Origin of the sequence: Echinicola strongylocentroti (assembly GCF_003260975.1) — a bacterium.
GTDB classification, from domain to species: Bacteria; Bacteroidota; Bacteroidia; order Cytophagales; family Cyclobacteriaceae; genus Echinicola; species Echinicola strongylocentroti.
Genome location: NZ_CP030041.1, coordinates 2,728,471 through 2,747,763, shown reverse-complemented (window position 1 = coordinate 2,747,763; position 19,293 = coordinate 2,728,471). Strand labels below are relative to the sequence as shown.

At 44.4% G+C, this 19,293-nt stretch carries 20 protein-coding genes; 16 read left to right on the top strand and 4 right to left on the bottom strand.

Features of this window, described 5'->3' with window-relative positions:
• Entirely contained in the window at nucleotides 1-948 is a 948-nt protein-coding gene (locus DN752_RS10645) for an FKBP-type peptidyl-prolyl cis-trans isomerase (RefSeq protein ID WP_112783927.1), read from the bottom strand.
• Nucleotides 949-1,026: 78 nt separating this feature from the next.
• Nucleotides 1,027-2,073 (bottom strand): DHH family phosphoesterase, encoded by a 1,047-nt coding sequence (locus DN752_RS10640; protein WP_112783926.1) that lies wholly within the window; start codon nucleotides 2,071-2,073, stop codon nucleotides 1,027-1,029.
• A 194-nt stretch (nucleotides 2,074-2,267) separates the two neighbouring features.
• Here DN752_RS10640 and DN752_RS10635 point away from each other — a divergent pair, with 194 nt between their 5' ends.
• The 8 genes from DN752_RS10635 (at nucleotide 2,268) to DN752_RS24465 (ending at nucleotide 8,882) form a co-directional block, all read left to right on the top strand.
• The gene (locus DN752_RS10635) at nucleotides 2,268-2,690 is read left to right on the top strand and encodes a nucleoside-diphosphate kinase (RefSeq protein ID WP_112783925.1); all 423 of its coding nucleotides are present in this window, start codon (nucleotides 2,268-2,270) and stop codon (nucleotides 2,688-2,690) included.
• A 287-nt stretch (nucleotides 2,691-2,977) separates the two neighbouring features.
• Entirely contained in the window at nucleotides 2,978-3,679 is a 702-nt protein-coding gene (locus DN752_RS10630) for a cytochrome c biogenesis protein (RefSeq protein WP_262511698.1), read from the top strand.
• Nucleotides 3,680-3,682: 3 nt separating this feature from the next.
• A complete protein-coding gene (locus tag DN752_RS10625; protein ID WP_211324203.1) occupies nucleotides 3,683-3,925 on the top strand; it encodes a CcmD family protein in 243 nt (80 codons plus the stop codon).
• A gap of 83 nt (nucleotides 3,926-4,008) precedes the next feature.
• Nucleotides 4,009-4,434, top strand: a complete 426-nt coding sequence (locus DN752_RS10620) for a cytochrome c maturation protein CcmE domain-containing protein (RefSeq protein ID WP_112783923.1) — start codon at nucleotides 4,009-4,011, stop codon at nucleotides 4,432-4,434.
• A 41-nt stretch (nucleotides 4,435-4,475) separates the two neighbouring features.
• The gene (gene ccsA, locus DN752_RS10615; protein WP_112783922.1) at nucleotides 4,476-7,004 is read left to right on the top strand and encodes a cytochrome c biogenesis protein CcsA; all 2,529 of its coding nucleotides are present in this window, start codon (nucleotides 4,476-4,478) and stop codon (nucleotides 7,002-7,004) included.
• Between the two features lie 270 nt (nucleotides 7,005-7,274).
• Nucleotides 7,275-8,054 carry a Rossmann-like and DUF2520 domain-containing protein gene (locus DN752_RS10610; RefSeq protein WP_112783921.1) on the top strand — a complete coding sequence of 260 codons (780 nt, stop codon included), beginning with the start codon at nucleotides 7,275-7,277 and terminating at the stop codon, nucleotides 8,052-8,054.
• A gap of 125 nt (nucleotides 8,055-8,179) precedes the next feature.
• On the top strand, nucleotides 8,180-8,530 hold the full coding sequence (locus DN752_RS10605) for a hypothetical protein (protein WP_112783920.1): 351 nt from the start codon (nucleotides 8,180-8,182) through the stop codon (nucleotides 8,528-8,530).
• A 70-nt stretch (nucleotides 8,531-8,600) separates the two neighbouring features.
• Entirely contained in the window at nucleotides 8,601-8,882 is a 282-nt protein-coding gene (locus DN752_RS24465) for a hypothetical protein (RefSeq protein WP_162633188.1), read from the top strand.
• A 177-nt stretch (nucleotides 8,883-9,059) separates the two neighbouring features.
• On the opposite strand, the gene queG is transcribed toward DN752_RS24465, so the two are convergent.
• Nucleotides 9,060-10,001 carry a tRNA epoxyqueuosine(34) reductase QueG gene (queG, locus tag DN752_RS10600; protein WP_112783919.1) on the bottom strand — a complete coding sequence of 314 codons (942 nt, stop codon included), beginning with the start codon at nucleotides 9,999-10,001 and terminating at the stop codon, nucleotides 9,060-9,062.
• Between the two features lie 56 nt (nucleotides 10,002-10,057).
• On the bottom strand, nucleotides 10,058-11,095 hold the full coding sequence (ruvB, locus tag DN752_RS10595) for a Holliday junction branch migration DNA helicase RuvB (protein WP_112783918.1): 1,038 nt from the start codon (nucleotides 11,093-11,095) through the stop codon (nucleotides 10,058-10,060).
• Between the two features lie 413 nt (nucleotides 11,096-11,508).
• On the opposite strand from ruvB, the gene DN752_RS10590 reads away from it, so the two are divergent.
• The 8 genes from DN752_RS10590 (at nucleotide 11,509) to DN752_RS10555 (ending at nucleotide 19,289) form a co-directional block, all read left to right on the top strand.
• The gene (locus DN752_RS10590) at nucleotides 11,509-12,573 is read left to right on the top strand and encodes an FAD:protein FMN transferase (RefSeq protein WP_112783917.1); all 1,065 of its coding nucleotides are present in this window, start codon (nucleotides 11,509-11,511) and stop codon (nucleotides 12,571-12,573) included.
• A 2-nt stretch (nucleotides 12,574-12,575) separates the two neighbouring features.
• Nucleotides 12,576-13,307: a ZIP family metal transporter gene (locus DN752_RS10585; protein WP_112783916.1), complete on the top strand. Its 732-nt coding sequence runs from the start codon at nucleotides 12,576-12,578 to the stop codon at nucleotides 13,305-13,307.
• Nucleotides 13,308-13,938: 631 nt separating this feature from the next.
• On the top strand, nucleotides 13,939-14,448 hold the full coding sequence (locus DN752_RS10580) for an RNA polymerase sigma factor (RefSeq protein ID WP_112783915.1): 510 nt from the start codon (nucleotides 13,939-13,941) through the stop codon (nucleotides 14,446-14,448).
• Between the two features lies 1 nt (nucleotide 14,449).
• A complete protein-coding gene (locus DN752_RS10575) occupies nucleotides 14,450-15,946 on the top strand; it encodes a phytoene desaturase family protein (RefSeq protein WP_112783914.1) in 1,497 nt (498 codons plus the stop codon).
• A 3-nt stretch (nucleotides 15,947-15,949) separates the two neighbouring features.
• The gene (locus DN752_RS10570; protein WP_112783913.1) at nucleotides 15,950-16,792 is read left to right on the top strand and encodes a phytoene/squalene synthase family protein; all 843 of its coding nucleotides are present in this window, start codon (nucleotides 15,950-15,952) and stop codon (nucleotides 16,790-16,792) included.
• An 8-nt stretch (nucleotides 16,793-16,800) separates the two neighbouring features.
• Nucleotides 16,801-17,508, top strand: a complete 708-nt coding sequence (locus DN752_RS10565) for a lycopene cyclase domain-containing protein (protein WP_112783912.1) — start codon at nucleotides 16,801-16,803, stop codon at nucleotides 17,506-17,508.
• 6 nt (nucleotides 17,509-17,514) lie between these two features.
• Entirely contained in the window at nucleotides 17,515-18,360 is an 846-nt protein-coding gene (locus DN752_RS10560) for a 4-hydroxy-3-methylbut-2-enyl diphosphate reductase (protein ID WP_211324202.1), read from the top strand.
• 236 nt (nucleotides 18,361-18,596) lie between these two features.
• A complete protein-coding gene (locus DN752_RS10555; RefSeq protein ID WP_112783911.1) occupies nucleotides 18,597-19,289 on the top strand; it encodes a fatty acid desaturase in 693 nt (230 codons plus the stop codon).
• Nucleotides 19,290-19,293 lie beyond the last annotated feature (4 nt).

Genomic DNA, 19,293 nt, shown 5'->3' with positions numbered 1-19,293 from the left:
TTATTTCTGCACTTCTACTATTTCTACGTCAAATACTAAAACAGAGTTTGGCTTGATCACTTCACCAGCCTGACGAGGTCCGTAAGCCAAAGTAGAAGGAATCAATAACTTGGCCTTACTTCCGCCTTTTAGCAGTTGAAGTCCTTCGTCCCATCCGGGGATCACACGTCCTTTGCCCACCATCACTTCAAATGGCTCATAAGGTCTTCCTTCACTGAAAATGTCGTTTTCTTTGGCTATGTGCTCTAGGCTGGTGTCAAAGATCGTTTCATCTTCAAGGACATAACCGGTATAATTTACCACAGCTGTATTGCCTTCTTCCACGGTCTCTCCATTACCTTCTTCTTCGATGACATAGAATAATCCTGATTCAGTTTTGGTAGCATTGATATTGTTTTCTGCCATGTAATCTTGGATCTTCTTGATGTCCTCGGCAAGCTGTGCTTCGGCTTCTTCGGCCATTTTAGCTTGCTGCTTCTCCTGCACCTTGGTCATGAAGTCTTGCATCTCGGATTCATCCAAAATATCGGTAACACCAATATTAAGGGTCACATTTTCATCGGCCGTTAAGAAAGGAGGAGTGTTCATTTCCCCAAAAATCTTGCTCGCAGCAGCTGTAAACTGTATGCTGTCACCCTTGCGGATACTGGAGAAGATCTCATCGATACCTGGTCTTACCTTAGTGGTGTCGTAGCGCTTGACGGAGTCATTGTGCATCATGTAGGCGGGTGCGCCATTCTCAATGCTGGAGATAAATATGGAGTCCTTGCTGTTTTTGGCAGTAAATTCATAGATGATAAACTGGCCGTTTTCTGGTTTTTCGCTACCCTCCTCGATGTACGTGTACTCGGTACCGTCTTCGGTAGTTTTGGTTTTTTGGCAAGAGATTACCCCCAAGCATGCTGCCACCATACCGGCTGACAACATCAAACTTTTAATGTTTTTCATGTGATGTTTGATTGTTTTCAATGGCCACATGGAACCTTGAAGATTTTAATTAATCATTTATTTTAACTTATTGATTAATTAAACCTTGTCGGTTTCATTGACTAATTCTAGTTGATTTAATAATCGTTCTTGATTTTCTTTTATTAATTTCTCGAATCTTTCGATGGTGTCTTTGAGAGAGTCCATGGATTTTCCCCCAGCGGCGTTTCTATGTCCTCCACCTTCAAAATACTTGGCAGCAAATTTATTTACCGCCACGTTTTCGATCGATCGGAAGGAGATTTTCACACCGTCTTTTCGCTCGGTAAACATAGCAGCGATTTTGATGCCGTCCAAGGAAAGTGCATAATTCACCAGCCCTTCTGTGTCTCCTGTCCGCGAATCGTATTTTTTCAGGTCGCGCTTGCTGATCCAAAAATAGGCCGTATGCAGATCCGTATGGATGACCAGCCGTCTGCTTAGCGCAAATCCGATAAATTTTAGGCGATTGACAGAATTGGTGTCATATATCAAGCGGGAGATTTTGGAATTGTCAGCACCTAGACCGATCAGCTCCGCTGTGACCATATGCACGTGCTTCGTGGTGTTGGGGTGCTTAAACCCGCCTGTATCGGTCATGATCCCGGAATACAAGCAATCAGCGATATCGCTGTCTATAAGGTCTTTTTCATCCATCTTCACGATAAGATCATAAACCAACTCACAGGTAGCCGCAGCGTCCGTGCTCCAGTACCTGAAATCGGCAAAATCCTCAGGATCTTGGTGATGATCAATGTTCACCTTAGTGGCATCTGCTTCTTTGACCAGCTTACCTAGTTCATTGATCCGGCTCAAACAGGAAAAATCCAAGCACATAATAATCTCAGCCGCATTGATCAACTCAATGGCCTCTTTTTGACAGCCTTCCCTCTCGAAGTTCACCACATCATCGTTTCCTTTCATCCAATACAGGAAAGAAGGATAATCTGAAGGGGTGATCACCGTCACGTCGTGCCCTTTCTTCTTGAGGTAATTTGACATCCCCAATGAAGATCCCAAAGCGTCGGCATCAGGCTTGTGATGGGTGGTGATGACGATCTTCTTCGGTGAGGACAGCAGTTTTTGAAATGACTCTAAATCTAGCATCTACAATATTTTAGTAGCACTTTTTACAGTACACAAGACGCAAAGGTCTATATAATTTTTTAAAAATCCCAAATTTATATAAGCGTCTTATAGTGAATAAGATAACCTACAAATAATTGTAAATATTCTGAGTTTCCAGTAAAAACGCTAATTTTGCAGCCAAATATAAACCATCATTTTCAAAAACAAACAAAATGGCAAGTAACAGAACTTTCACCATGATCAAGCCAGACGCATTTGCTGAAGGCAACTCAGGTGCTATCCTAAAAATGATCGAAGAAGCTGGATTCAGGGTAGTGGCCTTGAAGGCTACGCAACTCTCCGCTGCGCTGGCAGGTAAATTTTATGCCGTGCACAAAGAGCGTCCTTTTTACAATGACCTGTGCAATTACATGTCTTCTGGTCCGATCATCGCTGCCATCCTCGAAAAAGACAATGCTGTAGCTGACTTCAGAACCCTTATCGGGGCCACAAACCCTGCTGAGGCAGCAGATGGAACCATCAGAAAATTGTTTGCCAAGTCTATCGAAGCCAACGCCGTCCACGGATCTGACTCTGATGAAAACGCCGAAATCGAAGGAAGCTTCTTCTTCAGCCAATTGGAACGCATAAAATAAACGCAGTTTTATCCTGCTAAAACCTAAAGCGCCAAGAACTCTACATTCTATTAAGAGGGCTTGGCGTTTTTTATTGGAAGACTGCCCACTGTCTAACGTCAACTCACCATTGAATCGGCCGCTGGTTACCGCTTACAGTTTACCGTACACCGAGCGCGGGCTCCTCCCCTTTTAGGGGACCGAGGGGTATGCGAAGGGAGAAAATTTATCCCTTAGGATGCCTAAACAATCGCCGCCGGTCAACTTTTTGATGAAAAGGTCGAAAATGAAGAAGTTATACCTTACTTTTGCACCACAATAGCAAAGTAATAACCATGCGAGCAAATTGGTGGAAAGTATTGGCGGTCATTCTCTTAGCTTACACGATCATCGCCGGCCTTCTCTTCGAAGCACCTAGATTACCCATTCTCAATGAAACCATCCGGGCCCTTCATTTTCATGTGACCATGTGGTTTGGCATGATCATTATGTTGGTGGTGGCGGTCATTTATAGTGTGAAGTATTTAAGGTCAGGAAACCTGCAAGACGATGACATCGCTATAGAATTTACCAATGCAGCGATCCTGTTCGGTGTGTTAGGGATCATAACCGGCATGCTATGGGCCAAGTTTACTTGGGGAGATTATTGGAGTGGTGATCCCAAGCAGAATGCAGCAGCCATTGGTTTGCTCATTTATTTTGCCTACCTCATCCTTAGAAACTCCCTAGTGGATGTCCACCAACGTGCCAGGATCGGCGCTGTTTATAATATTTTTGCGTTTGCTGCATTTATCCCGTTGATTTTTGTGTTGCCGCGGCTTACGGACAGCCTTCATCCAGGAAATGGTGGTAACCCGGGCTTTAATGCCTATGACCTTGACAGCAATCTCCGAATGGTCTTCTACCCGGCGATCATCGCTTGGACTTTGCTGGGAGTGTGGTTGGCAAGCCTCCGCATCAGGGCCAAGCGACTGGAAAGAATAATAGAAGATAAACTTATCAATCAATAGCAAATGCAAAAGTGGCTAGTGGTTTTCCTGCTGTTTATCAGCCTACAGGTGATGGGGCAGGAAAAGAAAGAAATCAATACCGAAGATTACGAAAACTATAGTGTAGACATGGCCGACGAGATGCGGTCCAATGGAAAAATCTACGTGCTAGTGGGCGTAATTGGAATTGTTATGGGAGGAATTTTGGTTTACCTTATAGGTACAGACAAAAAACTGTCCCGACTTGAAAAAGAATTTAGAAACTGAGCAAACCTCCCCTTGGGATTTGCGTAAGGTTTCTAAGTACATCCATCTGCGGAATACCATCCGCTGATTAACGTAAACAACTCATGAAAAAAGGACATATCATCGGTCTTGGAATTATCGCGGTGGCGATCGTCATCATTATTTCCTCTATAGGAGATGCCAGCTCTTACGAAAGCTTCTCTACTGCAAAGGAAATGGCCAGTAATGGAGATGAAGACCCTATCCATGTGGTCGGCCACTTAAAAAAGGACAGCCGTGGCACCGTCACTGGACTGGAAGTAGGCGAGGACAAAACCTCCTTTACCTTTACCATGGTAGATAATGACGGTACCGAACAGCAAGTGTATTATAACGAACCTGTTCCCGCTGATTTTACCAGATCGGAACAAGTCGTGGTTATCGGTGCGTATAAGACCGATCAGATGTTTGTTGCCGACAAGATCCTGATGAAGTGCCCATCAAAATACCAGGACAACGAATTTAGAGAGGTTACCGCGTCCAAGAAATAACTGACCTGTCCCATTGCTCAACCTGATTTATGTAAAAAATTATGATTAATACCTTTATTGGTAACCTGGGCCATTTCATGGTGATCTTGGCTTTTGTTAGTGCGATCATCACCGCTTGGTCCTATTATCAATACACCATAGTACCCGAAACGGAAAAGGCCTCTTGGAGAAAATTCAGCAGAATTTTCTTTTATATCCATGCGGTATCCGCCGTATCCATTGGCGTGATCCTTTTTAATATAATTTATAATCACCGTTTCGAATATTTCTACGCCTATTCTCACTCCTCCGAAGCACTGCCGGTGCATTATATGATTTCCAGTTTCTGGGAAGGGCAAGAAGGGAGTTTTATCCTTTGGATATTTTGGGATGTCCTGTTGGGCTTGTTCTTGATTCACACCAACAAGTCGTGGGAAGGCCCTGTTATGGTGGTGTTTTCGTTGGTGCAAGCGTTCTTGGTCTCCATGATCCTAGGTGTGGTGATTGGTGATTTGAAGATCGGTAGTTCCCCTTTTATTCTCTTGAGGGATGTGGCCAATGCGCCCATTTTCCAAATGAACCCTGATTTCGTTCCCGAAGATGGCACTGGTCTTAACCCGCTCTTGCAAAATATCTGGATGGTGATCCATCCTCCGACACTTTTCTTGGGCTATGCTTCTACACTTGTGCCTTTTGCGTACTTGATGGCAGGGCTGTGGACAGGGCGCTACAAAGAATGGATCAGGCCAGCACTTCCTTGGACTATTTTCTCCGCTTCCATTTTGGGTATGGGCATCATCATGGGGGCTTATTGGGCTTATGTCACCTTGAACTTTGGGGGCTATTGGAACTGGGATCCAGTGGAAAATGCCTCCTATGTCCCTTGGCTGATCATTGTGGCATCTATCCACACCATGATCACCTTTAAGAAAAGTAGCACCGCCCTGAAGACTTCCATCGTTTTAGTAATTACGCAGTTTATTTTAGTGCTTTATGCTACATTCTTGGTGAGAAGTGGTGTGTTGGGAGACACTTCCGTACACTCCTTTACGGATTTGGGCCTTTCGGGCCAATTGCTGATTTACCTGTTCTTTTTCCTGTTTGTAGCGATTTTCTTTTCTGTCAGGGCCTGGAAAGACATTCCAAGTTCTGAAAGGGAAGCTTCTGTTTACTCTCGGGAGTTTTGGATATTTATTGGTGCCACGGTCTTGAGTCTGATGGCCTTTCAGGTAATCCTGCCGACTTCCATTCCAGTTTATAATGCCATCATAGAGGCTTTTGGAGGGATCTCCAATATGGCACCTCCGGCAGATCAGGTTGAGTTTTACACTAAATTCCAACTTTGGTTTGGGGTAGTCGTGGCCTTGCTTACCGCCGTGGGACAATTCTTCTGGTGGAAAAAGATGGACAAGGCGGCCTTAAAAAGTGCCTTGGTGACACCTTATATTATTTCCTTGTTGTTGTCTGCTATTATCATCAGCTTGGCACAAGTATGGAACATTACCTATATGATCATCGTCATGGCGGGTACCTTTACTGTGGTGGCCAATGCCACCATTCTTACCAAGCTACTTCGCAAATCCACCTTCAAACTGGCCGGTGGGTCACTGGCCCATATCGGGATAGGATTGATGCTCATCGGTATCATGTTTTCTTCCGGTTATTCGGATACGGTCAGTATTAACATGTCTGGCCTTACCTATAAGCGGGATTGGGAAGATGAGCTGAACAAGGAAAATGTCCTCCTCTGGGTCAACCAGCCACTTCAGATGAAAGATTATGAAGTGGTCTATCGTGGAAGACACAAGAAACTGGAGGGAGTGCCCGGCTATGTCAGTGTGCGTAAGCTCGAAATGACGGGACAACAGAACAAAGCGATCGCCTTAGAAGATATTGTCATAGATGAGGAAACTTACCACAAAAAAGGTGATGAAGTAGATATTGTTTTGGAAGAAAACAGCTATTTCGAAATCGAGTATTATCAAGATCAGCAGCTGCAGTTTACGCTGTTTCCGATGTCACAGCCCAATCCCACTATGGGGTTGATCTCTTCACCTGATTCCAAACATTACCTGAACAAGGATCTTTATACACACATTTCTGCTATCAATAGTTATGACGACCCTGAGTGGGGCGAGGACAAAGAGTACAAAGCTACTCCGGGAGAGCAGTTTCACTTAGGTGATTATGTGACCACTTTTGAAGGTGGAGAAGTCGTGGAAAATGTAGATGGGGTGGAGCTAAAAGAAGGTGATGTCGCCGTAAAAGCGAACTTGGTCGTTCAGGACCATGACAGACAAATCCGTCTAGAGCCCATTTTCCTGATCCGGGGAAATCAAGTAGGAAGAATACCGGTGACCAACCATGACTTGGGCATCAAAGTCCAAGTGGATAATATCAGCCCTGAAAGTAACCAGTTTATTTTTACGGTGAATAGTCATCAGAAAGATTATGTGGTGATGAAAGCACTCGTAAAACCCTATATCAATGTGCTATGGATGGGTACCATCGTCATGTTGATGGGGTTTGCAGTAGCGATTTACAGGCGCTATGATGAATTCGTAAAAATGCGGGACAAGGGTCTCGAGTAAATAAATATTAGCCGCCCGCTTCCAAATTAAGGAGCGGGCTTTTTTATGGTTTGGGTTAAACCCGGAATATGCATTAGCCTATCTGTTGCGACCTGAAACTGCTTCAAAATCAGCCATTTCACTTTAGTTTTCGGCATAACCGTAGCGGTGCTACGCTAATACCTCCAAACTAACTGATTTTCTTGCACTTTCAGCTCTCACTACGATTCCTAACGCATAATCCGGGTTAAACCTGTAATTTAGGAACCAACAAAAACAACGTTGAGCCCTATGGGAAAATACAAAATAGCAGTGATTGGTACCGGCAATGTCGCTTGGCATTTGGCGCCAGCGCTGGAAAATGCAGGTCATACCGTCACGGAGATTTATAGTAGGGACTTTCATAGAGCCGAAAAAATTGTCAATCAGCTTTATACTGCCGAAGTCAAAACGGACCTTGATTTTTCTGAAAGCCAAGCAAGGGTCTATATCATAGCCGTTGCCGATGCGGCCATCAGCCAGATTGCCGATGCCATTATTTTGCCGGAAAACAGCATCCTTGTGCACACCTCTGGCAGCATGCCCTTGGATGTGCTAAATTACAGTTCGGCCAGCTATACAGGGATATTTTATCCTTTGCAGAGTTTTAGCAAGTCTCGGCAGATAGAAATGGACGAAGTGCCCTTTCTATTGGAGTCAGACGATCAGGCCACACTTCTATGCCTCAAAAAACTCGCCAAGAGCCTCTCCCCCAATTGTTATGTGGTGAAGTCCAAGGATCGGAAGGCCCTGCATATAGCAGCGGTGTTTGCAAGTAATTTTACCAATCACATGATCAGAATAGCGGAAGAAGTGATGCGAAGACAGGGATTGGACTTTGATATGTTGCAGCCGCTTATTATAGAACAAATCAGTAAAACCCTGGAAATAGGTGCCAAAGCCGCCCAAACGGGCCCCGCAGTTCGAGGGGACCTGAATGTGTTGGACATGCATCACCAGTTCCTGAACTATAATGATCAAATAGCAGAGATTTATAAGATCATCTCACAGGACATTATTGACGCCAATTGATTCATTGATTTTGAAGCAATTTCAGATCGCAATAGATAGGCTTTTATATCGTGGAAGTTGGTTTGGTAAGATGCAGGTGTTGAACCCGGAATCAATGCCGTTTAGTTAGTGTGAATCTGGAAAATATGGGTTCTATATTTTTCCCTTGGGCAGCTATTTTTCTAGCTAAATTCCTAGGTGTTTTTCATCCCTTTACCTTTGTTACTTTTTTGCTTCAGGTCAAAAAAGTAACCAAAAAACCCCGCCGCTGTGCATCTATTGGCCTAAAATTAAAACCTGCCCTCATGCAGGCAAACTCCTCCTTTTTAGCTGCCAACATTCTTTTAGGGCAGCATTTCGTCAAACAAGCCTGCCTTTTTGCCCACCCGCTATTTAATTTCTTAACGCCCAATACCTGCAAGGCGGATCCGATTAATAAGTTTCTTATGGATAAATTATCATCATTATTCCATGTAGTGGTATATTTTCTTAAGTAACCAAGTTGAGCGAGAACTATAAGCCCCCCTGATCCAAAAAAGGTATCGCTTCCTTATTACGGCCCTTGGTATGCCTGTTTTCCAGCCGATGGTGGAGGCCGTTAAGAAAGGGAGTTGGCTCGCGTCGTGGAACAGCGAGACCCACTCACTTTTAGGTCGTAGCCATCGGGTGGAAATTAAAATGGGTGACGGATCTCGGTCGCAGGGTAAATCCATGTTCCATTTTAAAAGGCATACCACCGGCCTAGATTTTTTTCTTTCTTTTTTCATCAATGGAAAAAAGGAAAAGGATAAAATCCACCAAGATGATCAGGTTTCCCCAGCCAAAGCCAATCAAAAAAAGGACTTTTAGGTACATGAAAAGGAGGACATACCCTTAACTAAACGGCATTGAACCCTGATTATGCGTTAGGAATCGCAACAGATAGGCTAATGCATATTCCGGGTTGAACTAGGCTTTCAGCTTGCGTGAGGGCAATGTTTTTGGATACATTCCCCCAGAAATAGCGCTTGATCCGGTAAACCCTGCTTATGTGTTGTCATCATTAAGAAAGCGGATGTTTCGTTGGAGGCCTTTTAGCTTGGTTCTTTTGACCGCTGATTTTTGGAATACCTTACTGAAAGTTTCTTGGGTGATCTCCTCCCAGTCCCGCCGGGTCATTTCTTCAAGCTCCGGATGGGGCAGGAATTCTGGTTCTTGGTGAGGCTGCGAAAAGCGGTTCCACGGGCAGACATCCTGACAGATATCGCAACCAAACATCCAGTTTTCAAATTTGCCTTTCATCGAAGTGGGCAACTCCTCCTTTAGCTCAATGGTGAAATAGGAAATACATCGGCTTCCATCTACCACCCCTGGCTGGACGATGGCGTCCGTAGGACATGCATCTATGCAGCGGGTACAGCTACCGCAATAATCCTTGGTCACCGGGTTGTCGGGAGTGGCTTTGAGGTCAATGATGAGCTCTGCCAAAAAGAAAAAACTGCCCATTTTGCGATTGAGCAGGAGGCTGTTTTTTCCTTGCCATCCCAGGCCGGATTTTTGGGCCCATTGTCGTTCCATCACTGGCGCAGAATCTACAAAAGCCCTTCCTCCCACATCGCCAATTTCTTCTTTTAGACGGTTCAAAAAGGACTTAAGCTTGTCTTTGATCACAAAATGGTAATCCTTGCCGTAGGCATATTTGGCAATTTTGAGCTCTTTATCTCCCTCAGGGAGCTTTTTTTCAGGGTAATAATTATACACCAAGCTCACCACGGTTTTGGCTCCATCGACGAGCTTGGTAGGATCGAGCCTTTTGTCAAAGTGGTTGGCCATGTAAGCCATCTCACCATGATAGTTTCGGTTGAGCCAAGCCTCCAGTCTTGGGGCTTCCTCTTCCAAGAACCCTGCTTCCGCAATGCCGCAAAATTCAAACCCCAACTCCTGGGCAAGTTGCTTGATCGTTGCTGCGTTGTTGTCCTCCTGCATCATAGCTGAGATTACCTTGACTTCATTTGGCCCATTTCTTCAAACGGGCAACTTAGGGATTAACCTTCAAAAAGTTGGCCACTTTGGCCACCAAAATGAGGTCGGATATTCAGGTGTTTATAGGCCAGTTCCGTGGCGATTCGTCCTCTGGAGGTCCTTTTTAAATAACCTTCCTGAATCAAAAACGGCTCGTAGACCTCTTCAATGGTCTCTCCTTCTTCACTACAGGCGGTGGCAATAGTGGAGATACCCACTGGTCCCCCCTTAAACTTTTCGATGATAGTGGTAAGAATCCGATTGTCCATTTCATCAAGACCGTTTTCATCCACGTCCAAGGCATCCAAAGCTATTTTTGCGATCTCCAAGGTGATGGTACCATCACCCTTGATATCGGCAAAATCCCGGGTCCTCCTCAGTAGGGTATTGGCGATCCTCGGTGTGCCACGGCTCCTTCGGGCTATCTCAAATGCCGCTATTTCATCTATAGGCGTCTTGAGGATGTTAGCTGACCGTGTGACTATGGTAGTCAGAAGTTTGGCATCGTAATACTCCAATCGAGCATTGATGCCGAATCGGGCACGGAGCGGAGAAGTGAGCAGGCCTGACCTGGTAGTGGCACCGATGAGGGTAAAGGGGTTCAGGGTGATCTGAACAGACCGTGCATTGGGGCCAGAGTCCAGCATGATATCAATTCTGAAATCCTCCATGGCAGAATAAAGGTACTCCTCTACTACCGCATTGAGGCGGTGGATCTCATCTATAAAAAGCACATCTCCCTCTTCGAGGTTGGTCAGGAGGCCTGCAAGATCAGACGGCTTGTCCAAGACCGGTCCTGAGGTGATCTTCAAACTTGATTCGAGTTCGTTGGCAATAATATGGCTTAGGGTGGTTTTGCCCAGACCAGGAGGGCCATGTAAAAGTACATGATCCAAAGGTTCGCCTCTTTTTTTGGCTGCCTTTACAAAGACCTGGACATTGTCCAGTATTTTTTGTTGGCCTGTAAAGTCATCAAAGCTCAGCGGGCGTAAGGCTTTTTCAAAGTCCTTGTCCGTCTGGTTCATGTGCTCATCATCGCCATTTAGATAATCTTCTCTCATATTGCTGCATTCCTGAGTTACAAATATAGGAAATGTTCCAAGCTTTGAACCCGGTTTATGCATTAGGAATCGTGATGAGGTTTGAAACTGCAAGAAAATCAGGCTGTTTGGAGATTGAGGCATAGCACCGCTATGGTGAAATCGAAAACAGCAGCGAAGCGACTGATTTTGAAGTAGGTTCATACCGCAATACCTGTGCGCCGTGGCGTAGATAGGCTAATGCATATTCCGGGTTGAAGATGACAGGTAAGAAGGATAGCCAATATCTTTTCGGGCATCCCGTGAAAAACTGTTTTTGGAAAAGGAGTAGCTGTTTTGGCCAAGGAAACGGTACGTCATTATTCCGGCAATCAAACTACGCTTTTTCCATATTAAAATATAGCGTAACTTTGCGGAAAATACACCGTCCGTACATGCACAAAAACGCCAGAAAAAACATCATCTACTCCATCATTCTGCTATTGGTGGTGTTCTTAGTTTATCTCTACAGACAAAACCAACAAGCGCCACCGCCACCTGAGCCAGAAAAAGACGGAAAGACCACCATCACCGGCAAAACCATGGGCACTAGCTATAGAATTGTGTACATGGATGAGCTCAGCAGGGACTTTAAACCTTCTGTCGATTCACTGCTGGAAGTGTTTAATGCGTCATTGTCCACCTACATCCCCAGTTCCGAGCTGAGCAGGTTTAACCAAGGAGATACCTTGGCGTTTGAGTCGGTTTATCTTCCCACCATCCTGAAGACGAGTTATGACGTATATAAACGGACAGATGGAGCATTTGATCCTACTGTAGGACCCTTGGTCAATGCGTGGGGCTTTGGCCCTGATGGTGCACAGCTTAAGGACAGTGTAGATGTGTTTCAACTTTTGAGATTTGTAGGTTTTGAGAAAATCAATTTTGACACCGAAAAAGTGTGGAAAACCCAGCCGGAAGTATACTTGGACTTCAGTGCTATCGCCAAAGGGTATGGTGTGGATGTAGTGGCCGGCTACTTGGAAGACCAAGGTATTGAGGATATGTTAGTGGAAATCGGCGGTGAATTGGTGGCCCGTGGCACCAATGAAAATGGAGAATTGTGGAAGGTGGGAGTGAATCAGCCAAGTGAGGACGTAAGTTCAAGGGATATTTTCAGCATTATAGGGCTTGATAACAAGGGGATGGCTACCTCTGGTAATTACCGCAATTTTTACTACAAGGACAGCGTAAGGTATTCACACACCATTAACCCCAAAACCGGTAACCCTGTCAATCATACCTTGCTCAGTGCTACTGTGCTGGCGGAGGACTGCATGACGGCAGATGCTATTGCTACAGCGATGATGGTAATGGGCACTGAAAAAGCCATCGATCTTCAGGATTCACAGGACAATATTGATGCCTTCCTGATTTATAGTGATAGCTTGGGGGTGCATACATTCGTGAGTGATAAACTGAAACCGTATGTTTCTTATATAAAAGGCGAAAAAGAATAAGCATGGTCATAAAAATCCTGGTACTTTTTTTATCAGCATTACTGTCAGGACTCTTGGCGGTGGTCATGCCCAGCTGGAAGGAAAAAAACTTTAAGCTGATCTTGGTCTTTGCCGGTTCTTACCTTTTCTCGATTACTGTCTTGCACATACTGCCAGAGTTATTTGCTAACCCTGACTCGGCGTATTATATGGGACTTTACGTTTTGATTGGCTTTTTGCTCCAGCAAGTATTGGAGTTTTTGTCATCTGGAATTGAGCACGGTCACATTCATGACCAGCATCATGGCAAAAATACCGTTTGGATGGTGATGATAGGGCTGTCTTTGCATGCTTTGCTAGAAGGTACACTGCTGAGCCAACAGCCCTCTCTTAGCGGCCATCATCATGGCACGGAGACCTTGCTTTTTGGGATTATCATGCACAAGGCTCCTGCTGCTTTTGCCTTGGTGGCAGTACTCTCCAATAGTTTGAAGCGAAGCACGGTGCTGTTTTTACTGGTTATTTTCGCTTTGGCATCTCCGCTGGGTATGCTCATCTCCAGCGTAGCCTTTTCGCACCAGTTGCTAGCGGCGGAAGTGATGGATGTGCTTTTTGGCTTGGTCGCTGGTGGCTTTTTGCATATTTCTACCACCATTTTCTTTGAAAGCAGCCCTCATCACAAGTTTCACCTTACCAGGTTGCTGGTCAGCCTGTTTGCGGCTTTTCTTGCCATCACCTCCGAATACCTGATTTGATCCGAATGCCATACGGTTTAGATGAGGAGAAGGACAGCAAGTTTCTTTCAAACCTGTCTAGCAGCCCATAGCCGTTGGTCTAAGCTGTTATGGGGACACCTGTTGCCATAAATACATAAACTTAGCTGTTCGGGATTTGAAATCCCGAACCGGAATAAGGGGGATTTGTAATCTCCCTAGGCTATTTGTGAATAACATTGATATCAGGGATCAAGCAATATTTCTGGGGGAATAAATTTCGACACACTTTCTTGAAATTTATTCCCTATTGGTTTTTTCGGGATAGATTACCATCGTTATTCCATATAGTGTCCTATTTTTTAACTAAGCGGCATTGATTCCATCTCACCTCAGGAGGCTTTTATATTGTGGAATTTGGTATGGCTAGAAGTAGGCATTGAACCCTGAATATGCATTAGCCTATCTACACCACGCACAGGTATTACGAGCTGAAACTGCATATACCGTGTTTAATGATTAGCCTCTCTCTAGTTCAGTTTCTTTTTCCCTTAGCGTAGATTTTTGTATCGATAATTATCTTTTTTGTTTAATTAAAATAATAAAAGATTAAACAATAATTGTTATTTTGTTTAATAATTAATAGTTTTGATTAAACAAAAAAATCGGTGTTATGACTAATGTAGAATTCAGCTATTCGCTAAACGAGCATTCCAAGTCCTTGAGACCCTTTGCTATGCGACTGACCAAAGACATGGATGATGCCAATGATTTGGTTCAGGAGACGATGCTAAAGGCATATACGAACCGGGATAAGTTTTCGGATGGGACCAACCTGCGTGCTTGGCTATATACGATCATGAAAAACACCTTTTTTACCAGGTATCAACGGATGTTGAGGCGGGGAACCTTTGTGGACACCACAGACAATCTTCACTATATCAATTCGGGAGATTTTTCCATTGAAAACAAGGCGCATAGCAAATTTGCCCTTGATGATATTTATAAATGTATAGGAGCGCTTAACTCAGCTTATAAGGTACCGTTCATGATGTATTTTAAAGGCTTTAAGTACCAAGAAATAGCCGATGAACTGAATTTGCCCATTGGTACGGTCAAAAACAGGATCCACCTAGCGAGGAAAACGTTAAAGGGCGATTTAAAAGTTTATAAGACCAATTAACATGGAAAGAAAAGAGGTCATTGTTATAGGGGCTGGATTTGCAGGGATTGCGGCTGCCACTACCCTTGCACATCAAGGTTTTCATGTTACTGTTTTGGAAAAAAACGACAGTGCAGGTGGTAGGGCAAGGAAATTTACAGCTGAAGGCTTCACCTTTGATATGGGGCCAAGTTGGTATTGGATGCCTGATATTTTCGAAAACTATTTTGCCAAGTTTGGTAAGCAACCTAGTGACTATTATGACTTGGTTCGGTTGGATCCTTCCTATAAAGTCATCTTTGGGCCAGAAGAAGAACTATTGATGCCAGCCGATCCGTCGGCGCTTCGGGCACTTTTTGAATCACTCGAACCTGGTGCAGGAGCCCGACTGGATCAGTTTTTACAACAGGCGGCCCGAAAATATCAAGTAGGTATCCAAGATTGGGTATATAAGCCGTGTCAGTCTATTTGGGAATTTGTCCAACCTGGTGTCTTTAGTGACCTCATCAAATTGGACTTGTTTCAATCCATGAAAAAGCATGTACGCAGTTTTTTCAGCAATGAAAAATTGATTCGAATCATGGAGTTTCCGGTGTTATTTCTAGGGCAGACTGCCGAGAAAATCCCGGCGCTGTACAGTATGATGAATTATGCCGACCTGGTGCTCGGGACTTGGTACCCCATGGGCGGCATGCATGAGATCATTAAGGCTATGGTAAGTCTTGCCGAAGAGCAAGGCGTACAGTTTAAGTTCAATGCAGCGGTATCCCATATCAATACAGATAATGGAAAAGCAACTGGAGTAACATTACAGGATGGGCGTACAATCTCTGCCGACGTGGTGGTGGCAGGAGCAGATTATCATCATGTGGAGACCATGCTTTTGCCTCATGGATCCCGCAATTACTCTTCTGATTATTGGGAAAAACGGACATTGGCGCCATCCACTCTCATCTTTTACCTTGGGGTAGAAGGTAAAGTAAATGGCCTAAGCCATCATAATTTGTTCTTTGATGAGCCATTGGCTCCTCATGCCAAGGCCATTTATGATCAGCCTGACTGGCCTGAAAAACCCCTGTTTTATGTATGCTGTCCTTCCAAAACTGATTCCTCGGTAGCGCCAGAGGGCAAAGAAAATTTATTTATCCTAATCCCATTGGCTCCAGGCTTAGAGGATACGAACAAAAGACGCGAGGCATATTTTGACCTGGTCATGGATCGTTTGGAGAAATATACAGGTCAAGATATCCGTGGCAAGGTATGCTATCGGCGCTCGTATGCCCATCAGGACTTTATTAAAGATTACAATGCCTTCAAGGGAAATGCTTATGGTTTGGCCAATACATTGGGGCAAACCGCCATGCTCAAGCCTAGATTACGCAATAAGAAGCTGAGCAACCTTTTTTATACGGGACAACTGACAGTGCCGGGGCCTGGTGTACCACCATCCCTGATTTCTGGGCAGGTAGTGGCCGGAGAAGTAACCAAGGAGTACCTATCTACATCACTTCAACACTGACTTATGGATGCACTTAAATTATATCATCAAACCACGAAGGAATGCAGTAAGCTGATTACCCAGCGCTATAGTACTTCTTTTAGTTTGGGTATTCGAACCATGGATGCAGCCCTGCATCAACCCATTTATGGTATTTATGGTTTTGTGCGCTTTGCTGATGAGATCGTGGATACCTTTCATCATCAGGATAAAAAATACCTACTTGATAAGTTCAGGAAGGATACCTACGAGGCCATGGATCTCCAGTTTTCACTGAATCCCGTTTTGCATGCATTCCAAATGGTGGTTCATGAATATGACATCACCTTGGACCTGATCGATGCGTTTTTGGACAGCATGGCAATGGACTTGGATGTTAGTACTTACAGTGATGCCAAGTACAAGGAATACATCTATGGATCTGCCGAAGTGGTCGGTCTGATGTGTCTAAAGGTATTTTGTAATGGAGACAAGAGGGCCTACGAAAAGCTGAAAGCACCTGCATGTAAATTGGGATCGGCATTCCAAAAAGTAAACTTCCTCCGGGATATTAAAAGCGACTATGAAGAAAGGGGCCGGGTATATTTTCCCGGGGTAGATTATCTTACCTTTGATCAACGGACCAAAATGGCCATTGAACAAGATATCCAGCAGGACTTTGATGAAGCATACAAAGGGATTAAACAATTGCCATCTGGCGCCAAGCTAGGAGTAAAAATTGCTTATTTGTATTACCTGAACCTCTTTGGCAAGATAAAACGGCTCAGCCCGTCCACCATCACGGCCAAAAGGGTGAGGATACCGAACATTAAAAAACTGTCACTGCTCATGGGAATGTACTTCGGCAATAAACTGGGGTTTGAATAATTGATCGTATGGAGCGCTATCTGTATTTGGCCATTAATATCGCCACTGTGCTGTTTCCGGTGCTTTGGTCTTTTGAGCGGAAGGTGTGTTATTATAAAAAATGGCCATTTTTATTCCCTTCAATGGCCATCACCGCTGTGGTGTTTTTAGTTTGGGATCACTGGTTTACGGATATGAGCGTCTGGGGCTTTAATGACCGCTACCTTTCAGGAATTTATTTGGGAAATTTGCCCTTGGAGGAATACCTGTTTTTTATCACCGTGCCTTTTTCCTGTATCTTCATTTATGAGGTACTCCAATATTACCTTGATGATGATACAGGGGTTCCTTATGCCAAGCCGATCACTTTTTTGCTGATGGTATTTTTATTTGGCTTGTCGGCCATGAATTGGCAAAAGTGGTACACAGCAGTCAATTTTGCCTTTGTGGCTGGTTTGTTGGCCGTACATTATATAGTGTTTCGGTCAGCTATCTTAGGTAGGTTTTACCTTTTTTATTTAGTACACCTGATCCCTTTTTTGGTGGTGAATGGTGCCTTGACAGGTGCATTTACCCCTGAACCTGTGGTGATGTATAATAATATGGAAAACTTGTCCATTCGCATTTTCACTATCCCGATCGAAGACTTTGTCTATTCGATGGGCCTCATGCTCATGAATGTATCGCTTTATCAATTTTTTCGTCAAAGAAAAACAATCAGCGCTTCAGTTGGTTAATAGGATATGTTGGATTTGTCCGTATATATCGATCATAATTCTGGGTTTTGCTTTGGAGTGGTGTATGCTATCGAAATGGCAGAAGACATGCTGGATCAAGAAGGGCACCTTTACTGTTTAGGGGATATCGTTCATAATGATGAAGAGGTAAAGCGCTTGGTCAAGAAAGGGCTTAAAATCATCAATCACGCTGATCTAAAAACCCTTCACCATGAAAAAGTGCTCATCCGAGCCCATGGAGAACCACCTGCAACCTATAAGCTGGCCATTGAAAATGACCTCACACTTGTAGATGCGAGCTGCCCGGTGGTCCTGAAGCTTCAAAACCGAATTAAAAATGCCTTTGATAGGAGTGAGCCCATTTATATTTATGGCAAACACGGACATGCAGAAGTGGAAGGACTGCTAGGACAAACAGGAAATGAAGCGGTGGTGTTTCAGAATGTCTCCGAACTTGATTTTGAAAAAATGCCTTCGAAGATTACCCTCTTCAGCCAAACCACCAAAAGTACCGACCGATTTTATGAAATCAATAACATACTTCGGGAAAAAGGTATCGAAGTACAAACCAATGACACCATTTGCCGTCAGGTATCCAACAGGGACAAAGAACTTAGGATTTTTGCCTCGAAATACGACAAGATCGTGTTTGTGAGCGGTAGCAAATCCAGTAATGGCAGGGCCCTTTATGAAGTGTGCAAACAACAGAATCCAAGTACCTTTTTTGTTTCACATCCCGATCAAATCACTTCCGAGTTATTTGATCGCGGAGATGCAGTGGGGATTTGCGGGGCTACCTCTACCCCAATGTGGCTAATGGAAGAAGTGCAGGGAAAGTTGCTACGGTACTGAATATTTTAACCCGGTTTATGCATTAGGAATCGTTATGGGAGCAGAAAGTACAATGAAATCGGTTAGTTTGGAGGTGCGAGCGTCCACTGCAGCGGACGGTTACTCTGTCATGCTGCCAGATAAAACCGAAAACTAAAGCATACCGGCTGATTTTGTCCGCGCGGCGGACCAGGTCGCAATAGATAAGCTAATGCATATTCCGAGTTTAATTACCTTTTACCTAATTTTAGAGAAAAATGAGTCCATCCAAACTTCCCAACCGGTCCATTGATCCAGCAGGAAGCGTGATCGCCTTGCTCATCATTGCTCTATGGCTGACTTCGCTTGCTGTGTTGCTGCATTGGCAATTTGATTATGCCAATCCGATGGTTTATTTGGCCATTTTGGTACAAATGCACTTGTACACAGGGCTTTTTATCACTGCTCACGATGCTATGCACGGAAGTGTCTCCCGAAAAGCTTTCTGGAACAGGGCCCTAGGCTGGGTTTCGGCTATATTGTTTTCTTTTAACTTCTATGACAAGTTACTTCCCAAGCATCATGAACACCACCGCTATGTGGCCACTGGGCAGGACCCGGATTACCATCAGTCTGATCATTTCTGGAAATGGTACTGGAGTTTTATTTCAACTTACCTGTCTCCTCTCCAACTGGTGTTAATGGGTTTGGCATTTTGGGGGCTGCAGGTTTTCTTCCCGTTGCCCAATTTGGTTTTGTTTTGGATGGTGCCAGCTATCCTCTCTACATTTCAGCTTTTTTATTTTGGTACATACTTGCCTCATCGTGGCGAGCACCCTAATCGGCATAAGTCAGGTTCACAGGTCAAAAACCACCTCTGGGCATTCTTGAGCTGTTATTTTTTTGGCTATCATTATGAGCACCACGATTCACCGGGCACACCATGGTGGCGTCTCTGGCGCATGAAATAGGAAA

Bases quoted from the DNA above. Each gene is read 5' to 3' on its own strand.
- DN752_RS10560 (WP_211324202.1), top strand. From the start codon at position 17,515: ATGTTGGATTTGTCCGTATATATCGATCATAATTCTGGGTTTTGCTTT.
- DN752_RS10610 (WP_112783921.1), top strand. From the start codon at position 7,275: ATGGGAAAATACAAAATAGCAGTGATTGGTACCGGCAATGTCGCTTGG.
- DN752_RS10565 (WP_112783912.1), top strand. From the start codon at position 16,801: ATGGAGCGCTATCTGTATTTGGCCATTAATATCGCCACTGTGCTGTTT.
- DN752_RS10585 (WP_112783916.1), top strand. From the start codon at position 12,576: ATGGTCATAAAAATCCTGGTACTTTTTTTATCAGCATTACTGTCAGGA.
- ccsA (WP_112783922.1), top strand. From the start codon at position 4,476: ATGATTAATACCTTTATTGGTAACCTGGGCCATTTCATGGTGATCTTG.
- DN752_RS10570 (WP_112783913.1), top strand. From the start codon at position 15,950: ATGGATGCACTTAAATTATATCATCAAACCACGAAGGAATGCAGTAAG.
- DN752_RS10640 (WP_112783926.1), bottom strand. From the start codon at position 2,073: ATGCTAGATTTAGAGTCATTTCAAAAACTGCTGTCCTCACCGAAGAAG.
- DN752_RS10620 (WP_112783923.1), top strand. From the start codon at position 4,009: ATGAAAAAAGGACATATCATCGGTCTTGGAATTATCGCGGTGGCGATC.
- DN752_RS10590 (WP_112783917.1), top strand. From the start codon at position 11,509: ATGCACAAAAACGCCAGAAAAAACATCATCTACTCCATCATTCTGCTA.
- ruvB (WP_112783918.1), bottom strand. From the start codon at position 11,095: ATGAGAGAAGATTATCTAAATGGCGATGATGAGCACATGAACCAGACG.
- queG (WP_112783919.1), bottom strand. From the start codon at position 10,001: ATGATGCAGGAGGACAACAACGCAGCAACGATCAAGCAACTTGCCCAG.
- DN752_RS10645 (WP_112783927.1), bottom strand. From the start codon at position 948: ATGAAAAACATTAAAAGTTTGATGTTGTCAGCCGGTATGGTGGCAGCA.
- DN752_RS10580 (WP_112783915.1), top strand. From the start codon at position 13,939: ATGACTAATGTAGAATTCAGCTATTCGCTAAACGAGCATTCCAAGTCC.
- DN752_RS10635 (WP_112783925.1), top strand. From the start codon at position 2,268: ATGGCAAGTAACAGAACTTTCACCATGATCAAGCCAGACGCATTTGCT.
- DN752_RS10555 (WP_112783911.1), top strand. From the start codon at position 18,597: ATGAGTCCATCCAAACTTCCCAACCGGTCCATTGATCCAGCAGGAAGC.
- DN752_RS24465 (WP_162633188.1), top strand. From the start codon at position 8,601: ATGCCTGTTTTCCAGCCGATGGTGGAGGCCGTTAAGAAAGGGAGTTGG.
- DN752_RS10575 (WP_112783914.1), top strand. From the start codon at position 14,450: ATGGAAAGAAAAGAGGTCATTGTTATAGGGGCTGGATTTGCAGGGATT.
- DN752_RS10605 (WP_112783920.1), top strand. From the start codon at position 8,180: ATGGGTTCTATATTTTTCCCTTGGGCAGCTATTTTTCTAGCTAAATTC.
- DN752_RS10625 (WP_211324203.1), top strand. From the start codon at position 3,683: ATGCAAAAGTGGCTAGTGGTTTTCCTGCTGTTTATCAGCCTACAGGTG.